Raw genomic sequence first — 25,357 nt, 5'->3', positions numbered from 1 at the left:
GTCTCCCGTCTCCCGTAACGCATTTAGCGTCGGTTAATCCTCATCATCTCCGCCCATCCCCAATTCCTTAATCTTGCGAGTCAGGGTGTTGCGTCCCCAGCCGAGTAGATTGGCTGCATCGCGACGACGGCCATGGGTGTGGTGCAGGGCGGCTTCGATCATGATGCGTTCAAACTGGGGTACGGCGCGGTCGAGCAGTTTTTCACGACCCAGCACGAGCTCTTGATCTGCCCAGCGTTTGAGGTTGTCTTGCCAGTTTGAGGCGGGGGCGGCTTCGCCTTGGGGCCTTTCGAGTAACTCTGGCGGGAGGTCGTTAACGTGAATCTCGCGGCCTGAGGCCATCACCGTTAGCCAGCGGCAGGTGTTTTCGAGCTGGCGAACGTTGCCCTGCCATTCCATTTGGCAGAGGTATTCTTCGGTTTCTGGGCGCAGGCGCTTGGGCTCAACATTCAGCTCATTACCGGCGCGGGTAAAGAAGTGCTGCATGAGTTTGGGTATATCTTCTCGGCGCTCAGAGAGTTTGGGCAGGTGGATACGAATAACATTGATGCGGTGAAATAAGTCTTCCCGGAAATGATTGCTCTTCACCAGCTTTTCGAGATTCTGGTGGGTTGCTGCAATAATGCGCACATCGACTTTGACTGGGGTGTGGCCGCCAACGCGATAAAACTCACCGTCAGCTAATACCCTTAGTAGGCGAGTTTGGGTGTCGGCAGGCATGTCGCCGATCTCATCTAAAAACAGGGTGCCGCCGTTGGCTTGTTCAAAGCGGCCGCGACGCTGGGCGCTGGCACCGGTAAACGCGCCTTTTTCATGACCAAAGAGTTCTGATTCCATTAGGTCTTTGGGGATGGCCGCCATGTTTAACGCAATAAAAGGCTTGGTTGCCCTAGGGCTGTGGCGGTGGAGCGCTTGTGCGACGAGTTCTTTGCCCGTGCCGGATTCACCGTTAATTAACACGGTAATATTGGATTGGGCGAGGCGGCCAATGGCCCGAAATACTTCTTGCATGGCGGGGGCTTCACCGATGATTTCGGTGGTTTCCAGCGGTGCCTGCTCGGGCAGTAAATTTCGGTTTTTGTTGGCGTGCTGCAATGCGCGCTGGGTAGTGGCAACCGCGTCGTCAACGTCAAAGGGCTTGGGTAAATATTCGAAGGCGCCACCTTGGTAAGAGGCCACCGCGCTGTCTAAGTCGGAGTGCGCGGTGGTAATAATCACCGGCAAGCCGGGGTGGGCGGCAGTAATGCGCGACAGTAATTTAAGACCATCGATACCGGGCATGCGAATATCGCTAATGATGGCGTCGGGGACTTCAGATTCTAGTTCACTGAGTAGACCGTCGCCATTTTCAAAACAGCGGGTAATGATACCGGCTTGGTTCAGGGCTTTTTCAAGTACCCAGCGTATCGATCGATCGTCGTCAGCTATCCAGACGGCATTGGTTTGGCTCATGAGGCTTGCTCCAGCGGAATGTGCAGAGAGAAGGTGGTGTTACCGGGCTCGCTGCTACACTCGATTAGTCCGTTATGATGATTAAGTATGGATTGTGCAATTGATAGGCCCAGTCCTGTGCCTTCGGCGCGGCCGCTGACCATGGGCAGAAAAATGGAGGCGCGCAGGTCTTGAGGTATACCGGGGCCGTTATCCGTGATGTCGACACTGCACACCAAGCGATGACGATGGCTGCCAATGGTGAGCTGGCGCAGGGTGCGGGTGCGAATAATAATCGTTGGATCGCTGTCTTGGTTGCTGTTTTGGCGCAATGCTTGCTGGGCGTTGCGGGTGACGTTTAAGAACGCCTGAATGAGTTGTTCGCGGTCGCCGAGAATATCGGGAATACTGGGGTCGTAGTCGCGAATAATACGGATATAACCTTCGCTTTCAGCTTCGACGAGCTGGCGTACGCGTTCTAATACTTCGTGGATATTGGTCATTTGCTTTTCTGGCGCGCGATGCGGGCCAAGCATGGTGTCGACCAAATTACGCAGGCGGTCGGCTTCTTCAATAATGATATTGGTGTAGTCGTGGAGCTTGGGGTCGCTGAGTTCGCGAGCCAGCAGTTGGGCTGCACCACGCAGGCCACCAAGTGGATTTTTAACTTCGTGAGCAATGCCGCGAATTAGGGCCTGACTGTTTTGCTGTGACGACAATAAACCTTCTTCGCGGCTGATTCTAATCAGTCGATCTAGCGGCTGTAATTCTATGATTAAAGAGGTGCGACGGTTTTCGGTAACTGGGGTAACGGCGTAATCTACCGTGATTTCAATGCCTGAGCGCAGGGTGAGCACGGTCTCGCGTTTGGTATAGGCCTCGCAGTTGTTGATGGCGTCGAGCAATTTGACGAGGGTGTCTTCTTGTTCGTGAAATAGCTTGGTAATTGCTTCACCGTGGATGCGCTGATCGGATACCGCCAATAGCGATTCTGCCGCGGGGTTGATATAGCTCACGGTCAGGTTCGGCTCGACCAACAAAATGGCTGTCTTCAAGTTGTCGAGGATTTGGTGGTGGATATTATTCGGGGGCATAGCGTCGCCAGTGTGTTCGTTATGCTTTAGCTCGAAGCAATTTCTAGGCCAAGCGGGTTGAGGTGGGTGTTCAGGTAAAATTGGCAGATTTCTTGGTCATAGTGGGAGCTAAGTCCCAATATAGTGCAGTGGTAGTTGCTGCCGAGCGCAACATTGTTGGACGCGCCTGCACCCAGTATAGGTGATAAAGCACTATAATGGTGCGCTTTTGTGACTTGGGCTTAGTTGCCTGGGTGGTAGACCATAATGTCGACGGCATCCTTGCTAAGCGTTTTGCTGTTTTGGTCAATAAGGCTAACGCTGATGCGGTGTGGGCCGCGACTGAGGCGGGGAATGGTGTGCTGGGTGCTGCTGGAGCTGCTTAAGGTCTTGCCGTCTAGTTCAAAGGCAATACGAAGAGATGGGTCTACGGCTTCCTTGGTCGCTGCCCGGACGGTCGTGGGGATGCGACCATTGGCAATAATGGCGCCATTGGCAGGGCTTTGAATGGTGATTCGATTGCTGTGAACCGCCGTGGGTTTAGTTGACTGGCGAGGGGGTGTGTCGCTGACCTCGGTCGCTGGGGTGGTGTTGATGGGCGGGAGTTCTACAGGGCTGCTGTTTTTTGGCGCTTTGTCGGAAAACACGGTATTGCCGTACTGGTCGGTAGAGCGGTAAATTTCGGTGGCAAAGCTAAGGCTGGTAAGCAGCATGAAGCAAAGTAGGAATAGGTAGCGAGCCATACAGCACCTCGGTGTTTAAGGGTTCTATGATGTGGTGAAGCGCTTTGGAGTGCAAGCTTTGCGCTGCACGTCAGCCGTAAATATAGAAAAGCGCACAGGCACAAAAAAGCCCGCATAAAGCGGGCTTTTTAAGCGTAGTGCGGTTTAAACGCTGTAGTACATGTCGAACTCAACAGGGTGAGTTGTCATGGCTAGGCGCTCAACTTCCTGAGCTTTAAGGGCGATATAAGCATCAATGGTATCGTCGTCAAAAACGCCGCCGGCAGTTAAGAACGAGCGATCCGCATCCAGTGCCTGCAGAGCCTGCTCTAGGCTAGAGGCAACGGTTGGGATGGCTGCAGCTTCTTCTGCTGGCAGGTCGTACAGATCTTTGTCGGCTGCGTCGCCGGGGTGGATCTTGTTTTGAATGCCGTCAAGACCAGCCATCAGCATTACCGCAAACGCGAGGTAAGGGTTGGCTGAGGGGTCAGGGAAGCGCACTTCAACGCGGCGAGCTTTAGGGTTCGGCACGAAGGGAATACGAATTGACGCAGAGCGGTTACGGGCCGAGTAGGCCAGCATTACCGGTGCTTCAAAGCCAGGAACCAAACGCTTATACGAGTTAGTAGAGGCGTTGGTGAAGGCGTTGATCGCGCGAGCGTGCTTAATGATACCGCCAATATAGAACAGTGCGGTTTCAGACAGGCCGCCGTAAACGTCGCCAGCAAACAGGTTGGTGCCGTCTTTGCTGAGTGACATGTGAACGTGCATGCCGCTGCCGTTATCGCCAACAATCGGCTTGGGCATAAAGGTTGCCGTTTTGCCGTAGGCGTGGGCTACATTGTGTACGCAGTACTTGAGGATCTGTACTTCGTCAGCTTTTTTAACGCAGGTGTTAGGGCCAACGCCGATTTCGCACTGACCAGCAGTACCCACTTCGTGGTGGTGGACTTCGATAGTGAGGCCCATGTCGCTCATGGCATTACACATCGCGCCACGCAGGTCGTGCAGGCTGTCGACTGGTGGTACTGGGAAGTAGCCGCCTTTTACGCCTGGACGGTGACCCGTGTTGCCTTCTTCGAAATTGTCGCCTGATTTCCACGCCGCTTCGTCAGAGGCGATCGCATAGCTCGCGCCTTCCATGGAGACTTTCCACTTTACGTCGTCGAACACGAAGAATTCTGGCTCGGGGCCAAATAGTGCGTTGTCGGCAATACCAGTGGCGCGCATATAGTCTTCAGCGCGCTGGGCGATGGAGCGTGGATCGCGGTTATAACCCTGCATGGTAGATGGCTCTACGATGTTGCAGCGGATGATAATAGTGGATTCTTCGGTAAAGGGATCAAGAACCGATGCGGTGTCATCAGGCATCAGGATCATGTCGGATTCGTTAATGCCCTTCCAGCCGGCAATGGATGAGCCGTCAAACATTTTGCCGTCTTCAAAAAAGCTTACATCGACCTCAGTGGCCGGAATGGTGACGTGTTGCTCTTTGCCCTTGGTATCGGTAAAGCGCATGTCCGCCCACTTCACGTCATTTTCGGCGATTAACTGCAGAGTGATCTCTGACATTGTTTTCGTCCTCCAGATAGAGAGAGTAAGTTTGAGTTCGGCATCGCCGAAGGGTCATCGATTATATTCGTATTGTATTGTGCAGCATAGCGGCGCAATCTGCGAACTGAAAAAGCAAAAAACATGCCGGTTCAGTTGCTTTACTGCATAGTGCTGCTGTGGATTGCTCTTCTTTTGCTTAAACCTAGTGCATGGCAACAAAACAATCGCACCAACATGGTGCCTTCCTTATATTTTGGCTCTATTTTGGCGCAAAATCCTTGGGCTGCCACCTGAGAGGTGGAGGGGGTATAATGCTTGGCCCCTCATCGTCGCGATTCTTTAAATGAAATTCCTCGTTAAATTATTTCCTGAAATCATCATCAAGAGTAAGCCTGTTCGCAAGAAATTCACCAAGCAGCTGCGCGATAATTTGCGCAAATTACTGCTGCCTTTAGATCCCAACTTGGAGATTATTCGCGATTGGGACCGGATAACCGTAGAGACTGCTAGTAACGACCCTGAAGTTTTGGCGGGTTTTGTGGCGGTGCTCAGTAATACGCCAGGTATCGCTCACATTGTTGAGGTGCTGGAATACCCACTGGTGGATGTGCACGATATTTTTGAGAAAACTCGGCTTGCCATTGGCGACAGTTTGCGTGGTAAAAGCTTTGTGGTGCGCTGCAAGCGGGTGGGTACCCACGATTTTAATTCCAGTGAAGTTGAGCGCTATGTTGGGGGTGGTCTGAATCAGCACGTTGAGTCAGCGGGCGTCGATTTGCACAATCCGGATGTAACCGTGCGTATTGAAGTGCGCCAAGACCTAGTTTATATCGTTAACCGTCGTATCGAGGGCTTGGGCGGGTTTCCGCTGGGCACTATTGATGCGGTGGTATCTTTGATTTCTGGGGGCTTCGATTCCACCGTTTCCAGTTATATGACCATGAAGCGCGGTATGCGCACCCATTTTTGCTTTTTTAATCTCGGTGGTCGCGAGCACGAGGTTGGGGTAAAAGAAGTCGCCTTGTATCTTTGGCTTAAATACGGCGCCTCCCATCGGGTGAAGTTTGTGAGTGTGCCCTTTGAGGATGTGGTTGGCGAGATTCTGAAAAATGTTGAGAACTCGCAAATGGGTGTAATCCTCAAGCGTATGATGCTGCGCGCAGCCTCGGAGGTAGCGGCTCAGTTGGAAGTGTCTGCGCTCGTTACCGGCGAGGCGGTGGCGCAGGTTTCTAGCCAGACCTTGCAGAACCTTTCGGTAATCGATCAGGTCACTGATACCTTAGTGCTGCGTCCGCTGATTTGCGCCGACAAACTGGACATCATTAATATAGCGGCCAAAATCGGCACGGAAGCGTTTGCGGCGAATATGCCCGAGTATTGCGGTGTGATTTCCGTTAAGCCCACTACGCGCGCCAAGCCAGAAAAAATTGCCGCCCAAGAGGCCAATTTCGATTTTGCTGTACTGGAGCGCGCCATCGCGGCTGCCAACTACATTAATATCGACGCGCTCGCCGACGAAGATTTAAGCGTAGCCGCCGTCGAGTCTTTACCTATTCCACTGCCTGACGCGGTTATTGTGGATGTTCGTCACCCAGACGAGGTTGATCGCAAGCCTCTGAAACTGTCGACGAGCGAGGTGCAGACTATTCCTTTTTACGAGTTGCACAGCCGTTTCGCGCAGCTGGACCAATCGCGCACCTATATGCTGTTTTGCGATAAAGGCGTGATGAGTCGTCTCCATGCTTCGCATTTGGTAGAGCAGGGCTTTGAAAACGTAAAGGTGTATCGTCCGTCATGAGCGAAGCAAATATTGAACCCCTGTTTGACGTATTGATTAAGCCGCGTTGGGCCGACCAAGACAGCATGGGCCATATTAACCATGTTCAGTATTTCCGCTACCTCGAAGAATCTAGGGTGGAATGGCTGGAGCAAGCTGGTTTTGGCATGGGCGGTGGAATAGATGAATTCGGCTTGATTATGGCTGCTGTTGGTTTGAATTTTCGCAAAGAGTGGCATCATCCCGGTCTGTTGCGAGGCAAGGCTTGGGTGCTGCGCATTGGTAATAGCAGCTTCAGCTTAAAGCAGTGTCTTTATTCTGAAGATGGCAACGAGTTAGTGGCTGATGGCGAGTCAACTCTGGTTTGTGTCAATCGCGAGCACCGACCAATACCCTTGCCAGAGTCTGCTCGCGGCCATCTGCAGGCACACTTATTGGTACCCTAGGTGGGGCTTATTGGCTTGCTGCCTGCTCGGGTTTGCCCAGGTTAAAGTTGTAAAGTTTAAAGCGCTGGTTTTCCAAGGTTAAGGTGGCGGTCATGACCGCGCTGCCGTGTTCGAAATGAACATTGCTGCTGTAGCTGAGTCGCGGCGGCTCGCTAAACAGTGATAGCGCGCCGCTCAAACGTGAAAACTGCAGCTCACCCATACGTTGAAATTCACCTAGGCGGGCGTATTCCGTACATAATTTACGTAGCTGTTGGTCGTCAACCTGAGCGAGGGTGGCGGCGGAGAGCTGCGCTTTTAAATCTTCTGTCTGCCAGCTAGAAATACTAACAAGGGCCGTTTTTAGATAACGCTCAGCGTTTTCGCTGTAGTGCTCTTCAACTTGGCCGCTGTAATAGTAAAGGCCGCCAAATAAAATCAGGCTGGCAATAATAAAAATGTTTAAAAGCGGGTTGCGCACAGATCAGTTCCTGTTTAGATGAGTTTGAGGCTGTTTAAAAAGACCAGCAGAATACCTGCTGGCGCGATATAGCGCAGCGCTATTCGCCAGCATTTGAATATAAGGCCTTCGCCCATATTGACTTCGGTCGCGGTGATGTTGGCTGGCAGTACCCAGCCGACAAAGATGGCAATTAATAAGCCGCCAATGGGGAGCATGATATTGGCGGTAATATAGTCAAGTGCATTAAACACTGCGCCGTAGTGAATGCTCGCTAAGCCGCCCAGCCAAGCAATGCCGGCCAAGCCAAAGGTCGATAGCGACCGCTTAACACCGTATTTTTCTAGCCAGGCCACGCCGGGCTCAATCAGCGAGATTGATGAGCTGAGTGCGGCAATGCTCACCAAGCTAAAAAAGATGGTGCCAAAAAACAGGCCGCCATTCATATTGGCAAAGGCAATGGGTAGGGTGACAAACATCAGGCCGGGGCCTTGGCCGGGGGTGAGGCCATTGGCAAAGACTAGCGGGAACATGGCCATGCCAGCGACCAGCGCAATAACGGTATCAAGGGCGGCAATGGTCAGTACGGTTTTGCCAATCGAGGTTTTACCCGGAAAATAAGCGCCGTAGGCCATAATGGCGCCCATGCCTAAGCTGAGGGTAAAAAAGGCATGGCCCATGGCTACTAATATGGCTTCGCCGGTTAATTTGCTGAAGTCGGTGTCGAACATAAAGTGCAGGCCAGCACTAAAATCACCGTTTACCCAGCTATAACCGAGCAGTAGCAGTAAAAAGCCAAACAGAATTGGCATGAGAATCTCTACAGCCTTACCGATGCCCTTGGTAACGCCACCAGCGACGACACTCGCGGTAACGAGGGTGAATAGGCTATGCCAGATGGTCTGTTGAGTATTGTCGCTAAGCAGGTTGCTGAAGTTGGTTTCAATTTCGTCGGTCGAGGCGTCGCTGTAGAGGCCGGTTATGCTCTGAGCGACGTACTCTAGCGCCCAGCCCGCGACAACGCTGTAAAACATCATAATCATTAGGCCGGCAATAATGCCAACGGCGCCCACCGCGCCCCAGTACGAGGACTTGCCGGCTTCCCGACCGAGCTTGCTCATGCTGTGCACCGGGTCGCTGCGCCCCGCGCGACCGACCATGATTTCCGCAATCATGACCGGAACGCCAATTAATAATATGCAGCCAAGATAGACTAATACAAAGGCGCCACCACCGTACTCGCCGGTGATATAGGGGAATTTCCAAATATTACCCAGGCCGACTGCTGAACCAGTGGCGGCTAATATAAATGTCCAGCGGCTTTTCCAGGTCACATTTGCTGTGGTCATTGCAGAGCTATCCGTAGGGAAGTGGGCAAAATACACGTGGATTGATTGTAGCGGGTATCTGGTGGATGCCCAAGACGTTGATTTTGTTCTTTTATTGCTAATTAGTATATTTTGCCAAGAAGATATGTGACTTCCTGCTGCTAAGAGGGGTGTGCTTGTTGTATAATGCGCGGCCATTTTATCCAACAACGAAGCCCCTCCATGATTGATACGCTGCGCAATATCGCTATTATCGCCCACGTTGACCACGGTAAAACCACGCTAGTGGATAAACTGTTGAGTCAATCGGGAACCCTTGATCGCCGTAACCAAGATTCCGAGCGGATCATGGACTCCAACGACCAGGAGAAAGAGCGCGGTATTACCATCCTTGCCAAAAACACCGCCATTGAGTGGAACGGCTACCGTATCAATATCGTTGATACACCAGGGCACGCTGACTTCGGTGGTGAGGTTGAACGCGTATTGTCGATGGTCGACAGCGTATTATTGTTGGTTGACGCGGTCGATGGCCCCATGCCACAGACTCGCTTTGTAACCCAAAAGGCGTTTGAGCAAGGCTTAAACCCGATTGTAGTCGTTAACAAAGTTGACCGCCCCGGCGCGCGTCCAGACTGGGTTGTGGATCAGGTTTTTGATCTGTTTGACCGCCTTGGCGCTACCGACGAGCAGTTAGACTTCCCCATTATGTTTGCTTCGGCAATTAATGGTGTTGCCGGTTTAGATTTTAATGATCTGGCCGAAGACATGACGCCCTTGTTCCAAATGATCGTCGACAAAGTACCAACCCCAGAGGTGGATGCTGATGGTCCGCTGCAGATGCAAATCTCAGCCCTCGACTACAACAGCTATGTTGGCGTTATCGGTGTTGGTCGTATTACCCGCGGTACCATGAAAGCCAATGACCAGCTGGTTGTGGTTGGTGCTGACGGTAAGAGCCGCAAATGTAAATTGCTAACCGTTATGGGCTATTACGGTCTAGAGCGTGTTGAAGTACCTGAAGGCAAGGCCGGTGAGATTGTTTGTGTAACCGGTATTGAAGGCCTGAATATTTCTGACACCTTGTGTGCGCCAGGCCACCCAGAAGCCCTGCCGCCATTGAGCGTAGACGAGCCAACGGTCAGCATGACTTTCCAGGTAAACGATTCACCGTTTGCTGGTAAAGAAGGTAAGTTCGTTACCTCGCGTAATATTCGTGACCGCTTAGACCAAGAGCTGATTCACAACGTGGCTCTGCGTGTTGAGCCAGGCGAAACTCCTGATAAATTCAAAGTATCTGGTCGTGGTGAGCTTCACCTGTCGGTACTGATCGAAACTATGCGTCGCGAAGGTTTCGAAATGGGTGTTTCTCGCCCAGAAGTTGTTCAGAAGATCGTTGACGGCGTGGTTCAAGAGCCTTTTGAGCACGTGGTAATCGACGTTGAAGAGCAGCACCAGGGCTCGGTCATGGAAGAACTCGGTCTGCGTAAAGCCGAGATGAGCAATATGGAGCCCGATGGCAAAGGTCGCGTTAAACTCGAGTTTATCGCGCCTGCCCGAGGCTTGATCGGTTTCCGTGGCCAATTCCTGACCATGACTTCCGGCAGCGGTATCATGACCACCGTGTTCGATCATTACGGCGAAGTGAAGGGCGGCGAATTAGCTGGTCGTCAGAACGGTGTAATGGTATCGATGGTCGGTGGTAAAACCCTGAGCTACGGTTTGTTTAACCTTCAGGATCGCGGTCGTTTGTTTATGGGCCACGCGGCTGAAGTGTATGAAGGTCAGATCATTGGTCTGCACAACCGTGCCAACGACTTGGTGGTTAACCCGACTCGTGCCAAGCAGCTGACTAACGTTCGCGCCTCCGGTACTGATGAAGCACTGACTCTGTCGCCGCACATCAAGCACACTTTGGAGCAGGCTTTAGAATTCATCGAAGACGATGAATTGGTTGAAGTAACGCCGAAAAGCATCCGCTTGCGTAAAAAGCTACTGAAAGAAAATGAGCGTAAACGCGCTCCTAAGTAAGTCGCTAAGCTAGTCCTCTGGCGGCCGGTTCAAGGCCGCCAGTTTCCCCTCAAGCGTTAAGTCGCTGTCTGCGCTACACTAATCCAGTGCACTAATTGGATATGGTTGTGACGCTATGCTCGCATTATTCCCAGATATAAAGCCCTATAAAACACATCGTTTGCCGGTTCAAGACCCTCATATCCTGTATATAGAAGAGTCTGGTAACCCCGACGGTATCCCAGTGATTTTCGTTCACGGCGGCCCCGGCGCTGGCTGTAGTCCCAAGGCGCGGAGCTTTTTTGACCCCGAGCGCTACCGCATCATTCTGTTTGATCAGCGCGGCTGTGGCCATTCTGAGCCTCATGCTTGCTTGCAAGACAATACCACCCAAGCCTTGATCGCCGATATGGAGCGCATTCGCGAATTCCTGGCGGTTGATAAGTGGGTGGTATTTGGCGGCTCTTGGGGCTCAACCCTCGGTTTGGCCTATGCGCAGGCGTATCCGGCGAGGGTGGCTGCGATGATCTTGCGGGGCATTTTTCTGTGTCGCCCAAAGGAATTGGCGTGGTTTTACAGCGAAGGCGGGGCTAGCCGGGTCTTCCCCGATTACTGGCGAGATTTTAGTGAGGCGGTAGCGCGTCGCGACGGTGAAAATTGGATTGAAGCTTACCACCGTGTGCTCCATGGCGAGAATGAGTTGGCACGGATGGCCGCCGCCAAGGCGTGGTCACTCTGGGAGGCGCGCTGCTCGACCTTGCGGCCAAATCACGATGTCGAAGATCATTTGATGAACTCACACACGGCGGTGTCTATGTCGCACATAGAAACCCATTATTTTGTTAATCAGGCTTTTTTAACTGATAATCAAATCTTGGCGAATATGTCGTGTATTGAAAGGATTCCGGGCATCATTGTGCAGGGTCGTTACGATATGATTTGCCCGCTCGAAAGCGCCGTAGAATTACATGCGCTTTGGCCTAGCGCTGAGTTGCATATTGTTCGGGATGCGGGGCATTCGGCTTTCGAGCCGAGTATTGCCGATGCCTTGGTGCATGCCAGTAATGATGTTGCAGACTTGCTCAGTGGTGGTGAGTTGAGTTATTGACGAGGCAAGAGGCAAGACCTGCCTGTGGCTGCTGAATGCTTGACGGGAGACGGTAGACGCAAAAAATGATCTTTGCTTTCGCCGCGCAAATAGCGACACCGTAGCCATGCTTCGTGTGGCTGCCGAGTCATCACGGTTTGTTGTTAAACCTGCGAGGGCAGGTATCCAAACGTACGCGTATAATTTATTTAATTACCCAATATTCAAAGTCTGGATCTAAATGAAAGCATTATTGCAGCGCGTGAAATTTGCCCGAGTGGAAGTCGAGGGCGAGTGTGTCGGGGAGATTGCGCAGGGGCTTTTAGTTTTTTTAGGCCTGGAGAAACACGATGACGAAGCGGCCGTTACTAAAATGATGACGCGTCTGCTTCATTATCGGGTGTTTTCTGATAGTAATGGCAAAATGAACCAATCAGTTATGGATGTTGGTGGTGGCGTATTATTAGTTTCGCAATTCACCCTCGCGGCCGAGACGAAAAAAGGCTTGCGGCCTGGCTTTTCAACGGCGGCGGCGCCAGGTGTTGCTGAGGGGCTATACCGTTTCGCCTTGGGTGAGCTGGCTCAACAATATGGTAAAGTTGCCAGCGGTAAGTTTGGCGCTGATATGCAAATCAGCCTGCTAAATGATGGGCCGGTAACATTTTTACTCGACTTATAATGGTGGATTGCTTTCAGGTGTTTGTGTGAAGAGGTGAGTCGATAAGCGTCTTTTTCAGAGTGCCGGTAAGTGGTGAGAAAAGCGGATGGCTACCGATGCGCGTAAGGAGAAAATCTTAAAATCGTGCATCTCTACCTTTGCTGAACGAGGTTTAACGGGAGGGCTTCTTTGGGAGGTGCCTCTCGAATTTTATCGCGACACAGTATAGGTGCTAAGGGGTTTGATTGTTGAGGGCAGAGCAGATAGTTCAATTTCTGAAAAATTGATGCTAATGGCGGCGCCCGGCTTATGTTGAGTATGGCTAAGGCAATTGCTCATATTCATTTTTGAGGTAGTTCTGCCAAGGCAATGAAAAGACTGTTTGCACTCTCGTGTCTATTTATATCGCGCCAGCGTAGCGCCAAATGGCCCACCTAAATTAACTTGAGCCTCCATATCCACGTTCCGCACTTTTGCCGGGGATAATGACTGGCTTGTCATGATGCTTTAGCGTGAGCGCGGATCTATTTTTAAATAGCTACCTTATTGCCTGATCTTAGTATTTTAGTTTTTTTCGCGAAATGCGATGTGCGCCTCCATGTTGATGCGGCCATCGTCCTCAAGTACTCCGAACTCTCGCCCTTCGGGGTTTACTACTACCACAACCGGCTCCTGAAATAAGGGGTGGCGAACAAATTGAAGTTGCCAGCCAAAACTCTCAAGCTGGCGTAAGCCTGCGCGCTGAGCGTCATTCAGTAGCGTGTTTAAATTAGACGGAATTGGTTCGTCGCCTTTGCGTTTGTCTTTGTCCATATTGTGACCTTTACTGGTTGGCATCGAGTGGTCGGCCACTGCAAAGCCAAGCGATTTGAACGCATTTCGGTGGCTAATTATGGCGTGCCGCAAGATTGCACTGAGCGCTAATCTTGATTCTAGTTCATGCGCTGGGCTTTGCCAGATTATGTCAGTTAAGCTTTTTTCTCTTCTTCCAATCTATCCTGGAGGCATTTTTTGATTTCGCTTATTACGGTCTTCACTTTGTTTTCCGTAAACCTATTTGCATGAACCCCCAAGTACAGCGTCTCACTGACTCTATTGCTGAGCCGATGTGCTTTTATTTTACTGCTGTCTTTAAATGCGCCTACTGCGTGACTTGGTAAAACCGTAAAGCCAAGGCCCATGCTTACGGGTTCAAGAATGAGATTAATTTGGTTTGAAAAACCCGAGATTGTAAGCTGGCTCGAATTTTGGAACTCTGGAAAGTTTGCACTTAGCAACTGTGCTGCATGATGGGGACCATCCGGGTGATCGATAAATCCCAGTGCCAGTAGTTGCCCCCAGTTCGGCGCTATAATTGCCGGCGGCGTAACTAATAAGAGTTCGTCTTCTGCGATTGGTTTGAGGTTTACCTCGCCGAGTTTTGATAGGCAAGTCATAAGACCAATATCGACTTTGTGGTCGGCAATCAACTTTTCTATTTCGCTGTTCGGAGCAAATCGATATTCGATGACCAGTTTTGGGTGACGTTTTTGTAGATGTAATAAATGCGGGTAGAGCTTTAAGCCTACACTGCCTGGTGATGCGAGTTTAACGGTGCCCTCGTGGCTGGGGTCTAGGCCTAGTCGTTTTTCGAGATCATTTAGCGAGAGAATAAGCTTCTGGCCCTCTTTGTAGAGCCGATCACCGGTGCTGCTAAGCGTGAAGCTTTTGCCTTGTCGAATGAGCAGTGGTTGACCTAATTGCGCTTCTAGCTTGCGCACATGTTGGCTCACCCCTGACTGGGTCATGTGCAGACTTTCTGCGGTACGGGTGAAGTGGCCAATCTCTACAAGCGTGCAAAATGTACGTAGCCATGTGGGGTTTATCATTACGATTTGTACTCATAATAATTAATAATGATAATTTTACTTAATACTGCCTGCTTTGTAATCTACTTACAACAGCAATCAGAGGTCAGTAGATTATGAGTAACACCTACCCACGCAATTTTTCGCACATAGGCATATCGGTTCCCAACCTGGAGGCCGCCGTTAAGTTTTATACCGAGGTCATGGGCTGGTATTTAATTATGGCGCCCACTGAGGTTGTGGAAGACGACAGCCCGATTGGAGAGATGTGTACCGACGTATTTGGTAGTAACTGGGATAAGTTTCGGATCGCTCATCTGTCAACCGGTGATCGTATTGGTGTTGAGCTTTTTGAATTTAAAGGGCAGATTAACCCCGACAATAATTTTGAGTACTGGAAAACGGGCGTGTTCCACTTTTGTGTTCAAGATCCGAATGTAGAGGAATTAGCTGAGCGAATTGTTGCGGCTGGCGGTAAGAGGCGTATGCCAAAACCACGTTACTATTATCCTGGCAGCAAGCCCTATCGCATGATTTACATGGAAGACCCGTTTGGTAATATCTTGGAAATATACAGTCACAGCTATGAATTAGTGTATAGCGAGGGGGCTTATTAGTGTGATTTTACAGGTTTAAGGATTTTGAGGTCAGAGTCACAATTCATGATTTAAGGACTCTGGCCTCTTTAATTTAAAATTTGCAATTTGATCGCAGAGGTATGTTATAGCTGCTCTTCGTCTCGAAGTGTAAGCACTTCATAACCGGTCGATGTCACGGCGATGGTGTGCTCCCATTGGGCAGATAATTTTTTATCGCTTGTTACGACTGTCCAACCATCTTTTTTCAGCTTAACTTTCGCCTTTCCTTGGTTAAGCATTGGTTCGATGGTGAAAGTCATGCCTTCGCGTAAGACTAGGCCTTTGCCGGGCTGACCAAAATGCAAAACCTGCGGTTCTTCGTGCATTTCGCGGCCAATGCCGTGACCGCAGTATTCTCGAACAATGCTGTAACCGTGTTTCTCGGCATGGCGTTGGATGGCGTGGCCAACATCGCCGAGTGACGCGGCTGGCTTTACTGCTCGTATTCCTGCCCACATTGCTTCATAGGTTTTATCCACCAAGCGCTTCGCCAGCGGTGTTACCTCGCCGACCATATACATTTTACTAGAGTCGGCAATAAAGCCGCCTTGCTCTAGGGTGATGTCCACATTAACGATGTCGCCAGATTTCAACTTTTGATTATCTGAGGGCACGCCATGGCAAACAACATGATTTACTGAGGTGTTGAGGGCGTATTGATAGCCATATTGGCCCTTGCTGGCGGGGCGCGCTTTAAGCTGCTCAATAATATACCTTTCCGCCAAGTTGTTAATGTCCATGGTGGATATGCCAACATCAATCTGACGGTCGAGATAGCCAAATACACACGCGAGTAGCCGGCCAGACTCGCGCATTAACTGTAGCTCGGCTGTGCTTTTTAGTCTTAGCTCAGCCACCGACTATTTCCTTTAGCTCAACGTCGGCACGCTTCATTTCTTCGCGCATAATTTGGGTAAACGATATGCTTGGATTGGCCTCGGCGAGCATGCCTATTTTTATCCAAAATTCCGCTTGCGCGTTGATAGAGCGAACCATGACTGAGCTGGCTTTGCGAATTTCTTCGTGCAGCTCGTCACCTATTTTAACGATACCCATAACAGACTCTGATTATACGATGTGTATACGAATCGTATATTGCTTGCGCTCGGGCTGCAAGACAGGTGTGGCCTTATTTGGGGCCATAAATGGCTAATATTTTATTGTGAGCATTGAAGTGGGAGCAATATTGGCGCTGTACGGGTTCAGTTATTGTTGCTCGATCTTCCGCTTGCTACATCGCCGTTGATGGCGAAAGCTATCGATTTCCTCGACGCTTTGCCAGTAACTTTCCGGTCAGGCTCCTGCCTCGTCAGGAGTGACGACTCTTCTAGCGTTTTACTCTTACCCAAAATTGGCGATGATTACCACTTGAGTTCTGCCCATTGGTGTTTTTAGAAGGGCCTAGTGTGCGCACAGACATGTTATAGCTGGAAAAGTTGCGCGAGTGTGCATAGTGCACAAGTTGCTGCTTTCGAGGAACTGTTTGCCAAAGCCCAGTCTAAATCTGCATCAATCCAACGGAGAGACATTGTGATGAATATATCTAAGAAGCAGCTTTTGGGACTTGGTTTAGTGGCGGCGATTGCATCAGTGCAAGCTAATGCTAAAGAGTTTAGCTACACCTATGTAGAAGGTGGCTTTTCTGATGTCGATATAGACAATACTGATGCCGATTACATTTATGGCGGCGGTTCGCTGGCGCTGGATAGAAATATCTTCGTTCGTGGTTCGCTGGGTAATCTCGATGTGAATAAAAACCTTGAGTTTGACACGGTGAGTATCGGTGTAGGGCACCCTATGAAAATGTCGGAGCGCAGCGATTTAGTGTTGGCGCTGGATTACAGCTTTGCCGAGTCAGACAGTAAAAATCCGGCGTGGGATAACGCTGATATCGACACCTTGACCGGCAGTGTGACGAGCCGTACATGGCTGACTAATAATGTTGAAGGTAATTTAATGGGTGGCTTGGCCCATCAAGATGCTGACTTCGGCGGTACTGACACGGGTGCAATATTGGGTGCCGGTGTGCGGGTGTATGTTGTGCCTCAGTTTTCTTTGGCGGCTAACATTAGCAGAAGTTTTATTGGTGACTTAGATACTGATGAAATTGGTGTGAGTGCGCGTTTGCAGTTTTAGTCGACGTGCTATGTTGCTAGAAAGGGCTCGCGCGATGGGAGCCGATAAGACGGGCGAGATAGTTTTCTATCTCGCCCGTTTTTATTTTACGCTATTGCACTGCCTACGTTAGGGTTGCTGCCAAGTGGGTTCCCAGGTCTTGCTGAACGCGGGGCTAGCCCAGCCGGCAGGAAACTTGGCCGGTGCCATTTGCTGACCACCGGTAATCACATCGCCCTTATCATCTTGATAATTCAGCCACGTAACTGTGCGCTGCCATTCCAGTGGCCGTTTAGACCAGTCACAAACGCCGGTGGCGAAGGTTTGCTCTAGCGCCGCCCAGTCTTCTTCCTGCCACACCGTGTTGCCTAAACCGTAGTTGTCGGCGCGATTAAAGGGCTTGAGCTGGCACTGCACTTGGTCGCCATACTTGTCGGCGCCCGCTTGGGTGCGCGGTGTGCCAAATACCAGCATAGCGGCTTCCGGGCACATTACGCCGGGCACGCCGTTGCATTGGTCTTGGACATCGGCCGGTTTGTTGATGATGATTTTTTGCGCCAGTGGCGTGGCGCTGGTATCGGCTTCGATGGCGTCTAGCCAAGATGCCATCGCAATAAGTGATTGGTTCATGTAATTCGCGTCACCGATTAAGGCCGTGGCGCCGCCCCAGTGGACAAAATTGTCGCGGTGGCCAAGCTCGCGTTCAAGGCGCCAGCGTACCCAGTAGCCGTGCACGCTGTCGTGCGCCGCGCCGGGATCGGGGCCAGTCATATTAATAATGGGTACGGTATCCATGTTCACAATGGTATTTAAAATGCCAGTGCGATAGGCGTTGGGGAGTGCCGGATAGTCAGGCTTTAAGCGCGCCTGAGTCACGTTGAGGCTTGGGTCTAGGCCACCTATATTGGTGTTCAGTGCCAAAAACTGGGCGGGGCTGATAATGCCCTGTTGCAGGGGCAGTAGGCCATACTGCACACCTTCGTTGCCCAGAGGGAATCCAGCAAAGCCATAGCCAAGGTCCTGTTCTATTTTTGACCAATGGTCGCGCAGTGGGTCTTCTGCCGGGAAGCGCTCGCGCGCGCCGATCATATTTTCCATAAAGGTGAGTACATCGCAGCGCACGCCCCCGGGGTTTGTGTCTTTATTGAAACGTTCTTCGGGCGTGATGCCGCCGCAGTTTGAGGCCGGCTCTACCGCTTCGCCAAATAGCGCCGAATCAGCAAGTGAGGCATTCACAATGCCGTTTAGGTGGCCGTAAATCTCGTTCTGCTGGTTTGGCGTAAATATTGTTCCGTCGCGGGTGGTTGGCGCCACCGGATTTTCGGCCTTCAGGCCGAAGTACTTCAGTAAAATGTGGTAGTCAGCAAACTGAGTTGCGGTACTCATGACGTCGGGGTAGGTGCAGGTAGTCAATAAGCCTTGGTACAAGCCTGGGTAGGCATTGGCAATCATATTCTGGGTAATCGCGCCGCCAGAGCAGCCAGTGCCCACGGCGTAGCGCAGTTCACCGTATTGTTCGACAAAGCGCTCTTTGGCCATCATTAGCGATTCGGCCTGATAGCTCAAATTACAGTTGTGACCCAGGTTGAGTTGGGCGGTGGACAGTACCGACCAACCCAGGCTCAGCGCGGTGATATAGGACTGTTCTATTGCTGGGTTGCCGGGAATGGTGCCCGCGTAGTCGTCGGTGCGTGCTGAGCTGGTGTCGTGATCGCCACGGCAATTGCCGCCGTGGGTTACGAGTAGGCGGCGATTCCACTGTGACTGGGGTTGTATTGGTGTCCAGCCTTCATCGGCCTTGTGTAAGGTGAATATGGTGTATTGGTCGCGCGCTTGATAACCGATTTCCTGGCGTACTATAAACGGTAAAGTTTCACCGTTATCGGTTGTGGTGGTAGCCACATCGGTCGGTGGGTTTTCAAGGTCATATGGCTGTAAGCCCGCTAGCAATGGATTGGTCGACTTATACAGCCATTGGTATGTTGCGGTTTGGTTGCAATCCTCGTCTGTTGCGCCCTCTTGGCATTCCCAGGGTTGGATGTGTGGCCCGGTAAACACAGGCCCACCCGAGGGGTGGTTCACCACGGTGATGCTGTTACCGATATTGGCGCTGATGGTATTTTCACCGACACTTAAGCCCTCGACCACGCCTAAAAGGCGCAAGGGCTTGTCCGCGGTGCTTTGCAGCACACTGGTTACATCGATGTTGTTACGGAGTAATACGAGCTCATCGGCCGCTTCAGGGCTAGCTAGTACCACCTCGACAAGCACATCGCCAGCTGAAACCAGATCTGGTCGATTCGATATCACTTGGACAATCGCTTTATCGGTACTCGTGCCACTTTCATTAGGGCTTGTGGCCGAGCCGCTACGTGAGCTGCTACCACCACAAGCAGTTAAGCTTATCAGGGCGATTATAGTGAGCATTTTATTATTCATGGGAGGTATCCTCGGCGCCCCAGGCGGCACGTTTCTCTAACTTAAGAAAATAGCCGTCATACTTTATAGCGTTAAAGTGCGGTGTCAAATACAGATATATAGAGGAAGTATAGTCGCTTCGTACGGTATGGCACGTTAGTTGATGGGCGTTGTGCTGTGGTGGGCAAGCGTCAGTGTCGTAATTGTATCTCGAGGAATTGGTTTGATAGGCGTTGCGAGCATCTAAAATGTCATTATTCATTCGATAATGACTTGTGTTCTGGCTTGGGGTGATTATTCTCGAATGAGCTTGAAAAACGCTACTATAACGATAGCATTAAGTGGATACTGCCGCCAATAAGGGGGCTGACCTTTAAGGTAGTATTTGTTTTGAGGCGGAATGTAATTCGACTTATACCGATAGATAATTGATACAGTTCAATCCAAATTGTAATGCGGAACAGGTCTTGTCTAAGTATATGGGTAATGTTTTATTCGGTGCATCACTGCGCAAATGCCGAAAACAGCGTAATTATTCACAGCAACTTGTTGCAGCCGGAGCCGGTATATCGAGCCGCCACCTCAGTTTTGTCGAGTGCAATAAAGCGGGTGTTAGTCGTAAAACCTTGCTGCGAATTTTTGACGTATTAGAACTGTCGGTGAGTCAAGAAGATATGCTCCTGCAATTGGCGGGTTTTGCTGCATCTAGCGCCGCCTCAAATCACTTGAATATACTTGGATTGCTGCCGTGGCCAATTCAGCAAGTGTTGGATATGTACAGCCCTTACCCTGCGTATTTGTTAGACCAACACCTTAATATTTTGTCGGTAAATAAAGTATCGCAATTGTATCTGGAGTATTTTTCGGTCGAATTGCCGTTGTTCGATGGCAGGCCAAATTTATTACTGTCGATCACTCAGCACGACAGCCTAAAACGGTATATGTTTAATTGGGAGGATGTTGTTAGGAGTCTGGTTTGGCGGCTGCGTCTTCAGGCCCAGCAGGCTGCCGACCCAGAGCCGTTTGAACGGTTGGAGCGGGAGGCTTTTGCTGCCGACGGCGTGCGTGATGCCTTGCGGGTTGAGCCAAATGTGCATGGTTGCAACAATATCTTTGTTGGTAGTGACGAGATGAACGCCGAGTTCACACACATCACCAGTAGTTTTTATGCGTCGATTGATGAGGGGCAGTCTACTAACTATTTTGTTGAATCATTTTTGCCTAGCAATGGCGATTCAATCCAAACGTTTACAAAATACCTTCTCGATATGTCCTGCGCACCGGAAGTCGAGAAGCTATGTTGAAAGTCGCATTTAATGCTGGCATTACAATAATTATATTTTAGTTTTTATACGAATCATGCGTATCTCTGCAGCTCCTCATCCGCAGTAGCCTTTCGCTAGCGTTCAACGGCCGGTAATACAAGTTCTTGGACAAGGCTGCTGTCGCTCATCGACTGGCGTCGCCGGTTTGGGTGCCGCCACAAGAAGCTGTTGCTCGTTATAATATGTGTCGCCACCCTTAGCTGCCGTTTAATGTGGCCGCTGTTGGAAACGCTGCTTTTTCCGGTAAGGGAATACGTCGGCGACGTAACCATTGCGTATGGTTTCCTGCAGACCGCGCCAGTAGGCGGGGTCGTAGAGGTCGCTGTGCAATGAATCAAACACCTTTTTAGCACGCTGGTTACCAGAGAAAAACAAACGGAATTCCTCGGGGAATACATCTTCTGGCTTGACCTCGTACCAAGGTTGGCTGGCCATGGCTTGCTCGTCATTTTTCGGCTCGGGCAGTGAGCGGAAGTTGCAGTCGGTCAGAGGGCAAATTTCATCGTAGTCGTAAAACACCACGCGGCCGTGGCGGGTGACGCCAAAGTTTTTGAGTAACATATCACCGGGGAAGATATTGCCTGCCGCCAATTGCTTTATGGCATTGCCGTATTCGCCCATTACGCTGTCGAGCTGTTGTTCATTGCAGTCTTTGAGGTAAAGATTGAGTGGAATCATTTTGCGTTCGATGTACACGTGCTTTAGGAGTAGCGCATTGCCGCTAACGCTAACTTTTGAGGGCGCCTCTTTTTCTAATTCGGCGATAAGCTCGTCGGAAAAGCGGCGGCGATCAAACGCCAAATTATTGAATTCTTGTGTGTCAGCCATGCGCCCGCCGCGATCCCAGCGCTTTACCAAGCTATAGCATTTGCGAACGTGCTCTTGGCTCATGTCTTTGGGCGGCGTAAAGCGATCTTTAATCACCTTATATACATAGCCAAAGTCCGGTCGGGTAAATACCAGCATGACCATGCCCTTAATGCCCGGTGCGATGATGTAGGGTGATTCACTATTGGCAGTCTCGTTTACAGCAAAGCGATAAAACTCGGTTTTACCGTGCTTGGGCATGCCTATGGCAATGTACAGTTCAAAAATTTCCTTGTGGGGCATTAGCCGGTGTAGGAAGGAGATGTACGATGATGGCACCGAGGTGTCGACCATAAAATAGCTTCGGCTAAAGCTAAATAAGATTGAGATGTCATCGGGGTCAGAGAGTACGGTGTCGACGAATATAGAGTTGTTTTCGCTGTGTAAAATAGGCAGTACAAAGGGCATGTTGAAGTCGCCGCTGACGATGCGGCCTACCAAATAGGCGGCTTTGTTGCGGAAAAACAATGACTCTAATGTTTCGACATAAATGTCTTTGCTGCGATCTCGAATTTTGGGAATAAGTTCGCGGTTAACGACGTTCATGATAAAGCCAACGTCGCGGTCGAGATCTTCCCAGGGGATGTTGAATTCGCAGTCAATGAGCATTGACTTGGTGATATCGACGGCATTATCACCGTCAAAGCGGTAGCTGCGCAGTATGGACTCGCTTGAGACTGGAGCGCAGTGTTCGACTGAAGTCAGGGCGAAGGTATGCACATCGCGGATTTTTTCATGTTTGAAGATGTAGCAATAAATGGAATTGAAAAACGATTGCGCAATTTCAAAATTGTCGTGATTTTGTATGAGCTCCGCGTATTCCTGCTTGGCAATTTCCCAGTTGTCCCGATCTTCAACACTGCCGCCAGTAATGGTGTACGCAGCCTCGGCAACGATTCGGCGCTTTTGCTTCCACAAATCTAATCGATCGCGCATTGCCTTTTGTGCGCCGTGCCAGTCGGCCCCTTCAAAACGCGCTTGCGCGCCGAGGGTAATGTTTTTGTACTCGGCAAAAAAGGCATCGAAACCATTGAGAATGGCCATGGCTAGGCGACGGGTAACTGCGGTCATGCGTGTGGTTCCTGAGTTTATTTCTGTTTGCTGGTAAGCCTAGTTTGGCAGAATGCTGGACGGGAGACGCTAAAACCAAGTCGGAGGTCAGGCGTCAGGCGAAAAATCAACAGCAACGCTTAATCGTACTATGTGCGTGAGCTGATATTTTCCGACATCCGACATGAGCGTAGCGAATGCCCTAGCGTCTTCCGTCTCCCATCAAGCGTCTCCCGCTAAAGGAAGCAATCCGCCAAAATTTCCATGGCTTCTGGCTGCTGACAATTCAGCAGCATGGTATCGACTTCGCCTCGGCTGGATGCGGCGTTCCAGTCTTTAGCGCGTTCACGAATTCTCGCTTCAGGGCCAACTAGCGCGACTTCGTCCACTAATGCATCGGGTACGGCGGCGCGAGCCTCCTCTTTTTTGCCCGCTAAATAAAGGTCCTGGATTTTCTCAGCAGCATCGCCATAGCCCATACGCGTGGCGTAATCAGTGTAAAAGTTTTTGCCCTTGGCGCCCATGCCGCCAATGTAAAGCGCGAGAAAGTCTTTAATAAATACGCGGCAGCCGTCGAGGTCGTCGCCCATAATGACGCCAACAAAGGGCGCAACATTAAAGTCGGCTTTTTTGCGGCCGCTTTTTTCGAGCCCTTTGTCGATGCTGGGTTCTAGTACGGAGTATTTTTCAGGGCTCATCCACACTGGGAATACGCCGTCGGCGACTTCCGCGGATGCGCTCACGCCAGCGGGGGTAATTGAGGCGGTGTAAATCGGGATGCTCGGGTCGCCGTGAAGTATAGACTTCAGGGGCTTGCCAAGACCGGTAGCGCCGGGGCCATTATAAGGCATTTGATACATTTTACCGTCGAAGGTAACCGGGCCCTTGCGCTCAAAAATCTCCTTCATAATTTGGATGTATTCACGGGTGCGGGTCACCGGCTTACCGTAGGGCACGCCGTGCCAGCCTTCAACGACTTGGGGGCCTGATGCACCGAGGCCGACAATAAAGCGGCCGCCAGAGAGTTGGTCTAGGCTCATGGCGGTCATGGCGCACATGGCTGGGGTGCGCGCCGGCATTTGCATAATGGCGGTGCCGACTTTAATTTTGGTCGTTTGCGCTAAAATCCACGCGGCTGGGGTAACAGCGTCAGACCCGTAGGCTTCGGCGGTCCATACCGAGTCAAAGCCCAGTGTTTCGGCGTGCTTAACCGTATCCATAGGGATAGAGAGCTTTGCGCCAGAGTAGCCCAGTAGTAGTCCTAGCTTCATTATTTTATCCTTTTATTTGATTGCCACAGCCTAGTAGATTACAGCGTGTCTGTCAGTGGCTGGTTTGAAATGATTGCGCCGCTCAGGTCGGCGTATAGGTGCTCGCCTGGGTATAGTGTAGTGCCGCCAAATTCCAGCGCAATATTGCAGCGGCCGTCGCCCAATTTTTCCGTTTTGCGGGGTACGCTGCCAAGTGCCATGATGCCAATGGGCATATTGGCCAGTTCTTCCACATCACGCAGATAGCCGTAGATTACAATGCCGCGCCAGCCGTTATCGGCTGCAGCGCGGGCAAGATTGTCGCCGAGTAATGAGCGTCGCGGTGAGGCGCCGCCATCGACTACGAGCACGCGATTATGGCCCGGTGTTTTGACCATGTCGGCAACTTTGGAGTTGTCTTCAAAGCATTTAATGGTAACAATTTCGCCCCAGAAGTGCTGTTTACCGCCATAGTGGCGGAAGTTAGCCTCTAGTACGCGCACGTCGTCGCCATGTTCATCGCAGAGATCGGGGGTGGATATCGTATTCATAGTAACTCCTGCAGTGGTTGATGGTGGGGTAGCGGAACGCTTGAAAAACTACTATGCCTTTTTTGGCGTCTCCCGTCTCCCGTCAAGCAATAGGCTTATTTATTCGCTCACCATGTCGAGACAATTAGGGGCAATATCGGCGTTGAGATAGGCCATGCCCAGTACGGTTAAGTACTCCATGCGATCCGCTTTCATCAGGTCGATATCGGGTATGCCGAAGCCATTTTCCTGATAAATACCCGCCAAATAAGCCATAAAGTCTTCGCCTTCTTTGAGTAGCAGCAAACTCGCGGCACCGACATCGGGCTTTACTTTGGCGTTTAGGTCTTCTGAGAGGGTTGCGGCAAAAACGACAGCGTGCTCATTGCCCTCAACGCGCACACTGCGGTTTCTTACCGTTTGCTGCGCCCAATAAAATGCCAGCTCTTTGCTTTGAGTCAAAAATACCGGCTCAATCGATTCGGTATAGCTATTGCCGATGGTCGCCATGGTTTGCTTTGCGGCATTCTTGAGTACTTTGTCACCGGAGCGCTTCAGGCCCTGTGTTTTGATGGAGTCGACTAGCGCCGACGAAGTGCCGTGATACCAGACATTACTTGTCGCAAAGCCTTGTCTGCCTAATAAGTCTTTAGCGTCTTTAAGGAAAGTGGGTGTATCAGTCATATTCGAAGTCACTTAGTCAGTTTGAGATGGCGAGGAGCTGGAATGCTGAGTTTAAAGCCATTGGCTGCTTTTGCCGAAATAGTGAGTAACAATCATATTCTATTCATA

At 50.8% G+C, this 25,357-nt stretch carries 23 protein-coding genes; 8 read left to right on the top strand and 15 right to left on the bottom strand.

Annotated features, from left to right (window positions below; all coding sequences use genetic code 11):
- Positions 1-33 precede the first annotated feature (33 nt).
- The 4 genes from ntrC to glnA form a co-directional block, all read right to left on the bottom strand.
- On the bottom strand, positions 34-1,452 hold the full coding sequence (gene ntrC / locus HNQ57_RS09560) for a nitrogen regulation protein NR(I) (protein ID WP_184462499.1): 1,419 nt from the start codon (positions 1,450-1,452) through the stop codon (positions 34-36).
- On the bottom strand, positions 1,449-2,525 hold the full coding sequence (gene glnL / locus HNQ57_RS09555) for a nitrogen regulation protein NR(II) (protein WP_184462498.1): 1,077 nt from the start codon (positions 2,523-2,525) through the stop codon (positions 1,449-1,451). Before glnL ends, ntrC begins: the two co-directional genes overlap by 4 nt.
- A gap of 221 nt (positions 2,526-2,746) precedes the next feature.
- A complete protein-coding gene (locus tag HNQ57_RS09550; RefSeq protein ID WP_184462497.1) occupies positions 2,747-3,247 on the bottom strand; it encodes a DUF4124 domain-containing protein in 501 nt (166 codons plus the stop codon).
- Between the two features lie 144 nt (positions 3,248-3,391).
- Entirely contained in the window at positions 3,392-4,798 is a 1,407-nt protein-coding gene (gene glnA / locus HNQ57_RS09545) for a glutamate--ammonia ligase (protein WP_184462496.1), read from the bottom strand.
- A 325-nt stretch (positions 4,799-5,123) separates the two neighbouring features.
- On the opposite strand from glnA, the gene thiI reads away from it, so the two are divergent.
- Both thiI and HNQ57_RS09535 read left to right on the top strand, forming a co-directional pair.
- Complete coding sequence (thiI, locus tag HNQ57_RS09540; protein WP_184462495.1) at positions 5,124-6,578, top strand: tRNA uracil 4-sulfurtransferase ThiI; 1,455 nt, start codon at positions 5,124-5,126, stop codon at positions 6,576-6,578.
- Positions 6,575-7,003 (top strand): acyl-CoA thioesterase, encoded by a 429-nt coding sequence (locus HNQ57_RS09535; protein WP_184462494.1) that lies wholly within the window; start codon positions 6,575-6,577, stop codon positions 7,001-7,003. Before thiI ends, HNQ57_RS09535 begins: the two co-directional genes overlap by 4 nt.
- A 7-nt stretch (positions 7,004-7,010) precedes the next feature.
- Here HNQ57_RS09535 and HNQ57_RS09530 read toward each other — a convergent pair whose 3' ends face one another.
- Both HNQ57_RS09530 and HNQ57_RS09525 read right to left on the bottom strand, forming a co-directional pair.
- On the bottom strand, positions 7,011-7,463 hold the full coding sequence (locus HNQ57_RS09530; protein ID WP_184462493.1) for a hypothetical protein: 453 nt from the start codon (positions 7,461-7,463) through the stop codon (positions 7,011-7,013).
- A gap of 14 nt (positions 7,464-7,477) precedes the next feature.
- The gene (locus HNQ57_RS09525) at positions 7,478-8,791 is read right to left on the bottom strand and encodes a sodium-dependent transporter (RefSeq protein WP_184462492.1); all 1,314 of its coding nucleotides are present in this window, start codon (positions 8,789-8,791) and stop codon (positions 7,478-7,480) included.
- Positions 8,792-8,992: 201 nt separating this feature from the next.
- On the opposite strand from HNQ57_RS09525, the gene typA reads away from it, so the two are divergent.
- The 3 genes from typA to dtd all read left to right on the top strand — a co-directional run bounded on the left by typA (position 8,993) and on the right by dtd (position 12,546).
- Positions 8,993-10,801, top strand: coding sequence for a translational GTPase TypA (typA, locus tag HNQ57_RS09520; RefSeq protein ID WP_184462491.1), 1,809 nt, complete (start codon positions 8,993-8,995; stop codon positions 10,799-10,801).
- Between the two features lie 115 nt (positions 10,802-10,916).
- Positions 10,917-11,888: a prolyl aminopeptidase gene (pip, locus tag HNQ57_RS09515; RefSeq protein WP_184462490.1), complete on the top strand. Its 972-nt coding sequence runs from the start codon at positions 10,917-10,919 to the stop codon at positions 11,886-11,888.
- A 220-nt stretch (positions 11,889-12,108) separates the two neighbouring features.
- On the top strand, positions 12,109-12,546 hold the full coding sequence (gene dtd, locus HNQ57_RS09510) for a D-aminoacyl-tRNA deacylase (protein WP_184462489.1): 438 nt from the start codon (positions 12,109-12,111) through the stop codon (positions 12,544-12,546).
- A gap of 543 nt (positions 12,547-13,089) precedes the next feature.
- Here dtd and HNQ57_RS09505 read toward each other — a convergent pair.
- Entirely contained in the window at positions 13,090-13,338 is a 249-nt protein-coding gene (locus tag HNQ57_RS09505; protein WP_184462488.1) for a hypothetical protein, read from the bottom strand.
- A gap of 155 nt (positions 13,339-13,493) precedes the next feature.
- Complete coding sequence (locus HNQ57_RS09500; protein ID WP_184462487.1) at positions 13,494-14,393, bottom strand: LysR family transcriptional regulator; 900 nt, start codon at positions 14,391-14,393, stop codon at positions 13,494-13,496.
- Between the two features lie 95 nt (positions 14,394-14,488).
- On the opposite strand from HNQ57_RS09500, the gene HNQ57_RS09495 reads away from it, so the two are divergent.
- A complete protein-coding gene (locus HNQ57_RS09495) occupies positions 14,489-14,989 on the top strand; it encodes a lactoylglutathione lyase family protein (RefSeq protein ID WP_184462486.1) in 501 nt (166 codons plus the stop codon).
- A 104-nt stretch (positions 14,990-15,093) separates the two neighbouring features.
- Here HNQ57_RS09495 and map read toward each other — a convergent pair whose 3' ends face one another.
- Both map and HNQ57_RS09485 read right to left on the bottom strand, forming a co-directional pair.
- Positions 15,094-15,867: a type I methionyl aminopeptidase gene (gene map / locus HNQ57_RS09490; protein ID WP_184462485.1), complete on the bottom strand. Its 774-nt coding sequence runs from the start codon at positions 15,865-15,867 to the stop codon at positions 15,094-15,096.
- Positions 15,860-16,066, bottom strand: coding sequence for a ParD-like family protein (locus HNQ57_RS09485; RefSeq protein ID WP_184462484.1), 207 nt, complete (start codon positions 16,064-16,066; stop codon positions 15,860-15,862). The genes map and HNQ57_RS09485 overlap by 8 nt, the downstream gene beginning before the upstream one ends.
- 477 nt (positions 16,067-16,543) lie before the next feature.
- Between HNQ57_RS09485 and HNQ57_RS09480 the strand changes: the two genes are divergently transcribed.
- A complete protein-coding gene (locus HNQ57_RS09480; RefSeq protein ID WP_184462483.1) occupies positions 16,544-17,146 on the top strand; it encodes an outer membrane beta-barrel protein in 603 nt (200 codons plus the stop codon).
- A gap of 108 nt (positions 17,147-17,254) precedes the next feature.
- Here HNQ57_RS09480 and HNQ57_RS09475 read toward each other — a convergent pair whose 3' ends face one another.
- Positions 17,255-19,564, bottom strand: a complete 2,310-nt coding sequence (locus HNQ57_RS09475; protein WP_184462482.1) for a DUF6351 family protein — start codon at positions 19,562-19,564, stop codon at positions 17,255-17,257.
- Between the two features lie 446 nt (positions 19,565-20,010).
- Between HNQ57_RS09475 and HNQ57_RS09470 the strand changes: the two genes are divergently transcribed.
- Positions 20,011-20,847: a helix-turn-helix domain-containing protein gene (locus HNQ57_RS09470; protein ID WP_184462481.1), complete on the top strand. Its 837-nt coding sequence runs from the start codon at positions 20,011-20,013 to the stop codon at positions 20,845-20,847.
- Between the two features lie 228 nt (positions 20,848-21,075).
- On the opposite strand, the gene aceK is transcribed toward HNQ57_RS09470, so the two are convergent.
- The 4 genes from aceK to HNQ57_RS09450 all read right to left on the bottom strand — a co-directional run bounded on the left by aceK (position 21,076) and on the right by HNQ57_RS09450 (position 25,249).
- On the bottom strand, positions 21,076-22,806 hold the full coding sequence (aceK, locus tag HNQ57_RS09465; RefSeq protein ID WP_184462480.1) for a bifunctional isocitrate dehydrogenase kinase/phosphatase: 1,731 nt from the start codon (positions 22,804-22,806) through the stop codon (positions 21,076-21,078).
- Between the two features lie 215 nt (positions 22,807-23,021).
- Positions 23,022-24,056, bottom strand: coding sequence for an LLM class F420-dependent oxidoreductase (locus HNQ57_RS09460; RefSeq protein ID WP_184462479.1), 1,035 nt, complete (start codon positions 24,054-24,056; stop codon positions 23,022-23,024).
- 38 nt (positions 24,057-24,094) lie between these two features.
- Complete coding sequence (gene rraA / locus HNQ57_RS09455; protein ID WP_184462478.1) at positions 24,095-24,586, bottom strand: ribonuclease E activity regulator RraA; 492 nt, start codon at positions 24,584-24,586, stop codon at positions 24,095-24,097.
- A 99-nt stretch (positions 24,587-24,685) separates the two neighbouring features.
- On the bottom strand, positions 24,686-25,249 hold the full coding sequence (locus HNQ57_RS09450; RefSeq protein WP_184462477.1) for a hypothetical protein: 564 nt from the start codon (positions 25,247-25,249) through the stop codon (positions 24,686-24,688).
- Positions 25,250-25,357 lie beyond the last annotated feature (108 nt).

Origin of the sequence: Zhongshania antarctica (assembly GCF_014202945.1) — a bacterium.
Lineage (GTDB): Bacteria > Pseudomonadota > Gammaproteobacteria > Pseudomonadales > Spongiibacteraceae > Spongiibacter > Spongiibacter antarcticus.
This window is presented reverse-complemented; position numbering and strand designations above follow the sequence as displayed.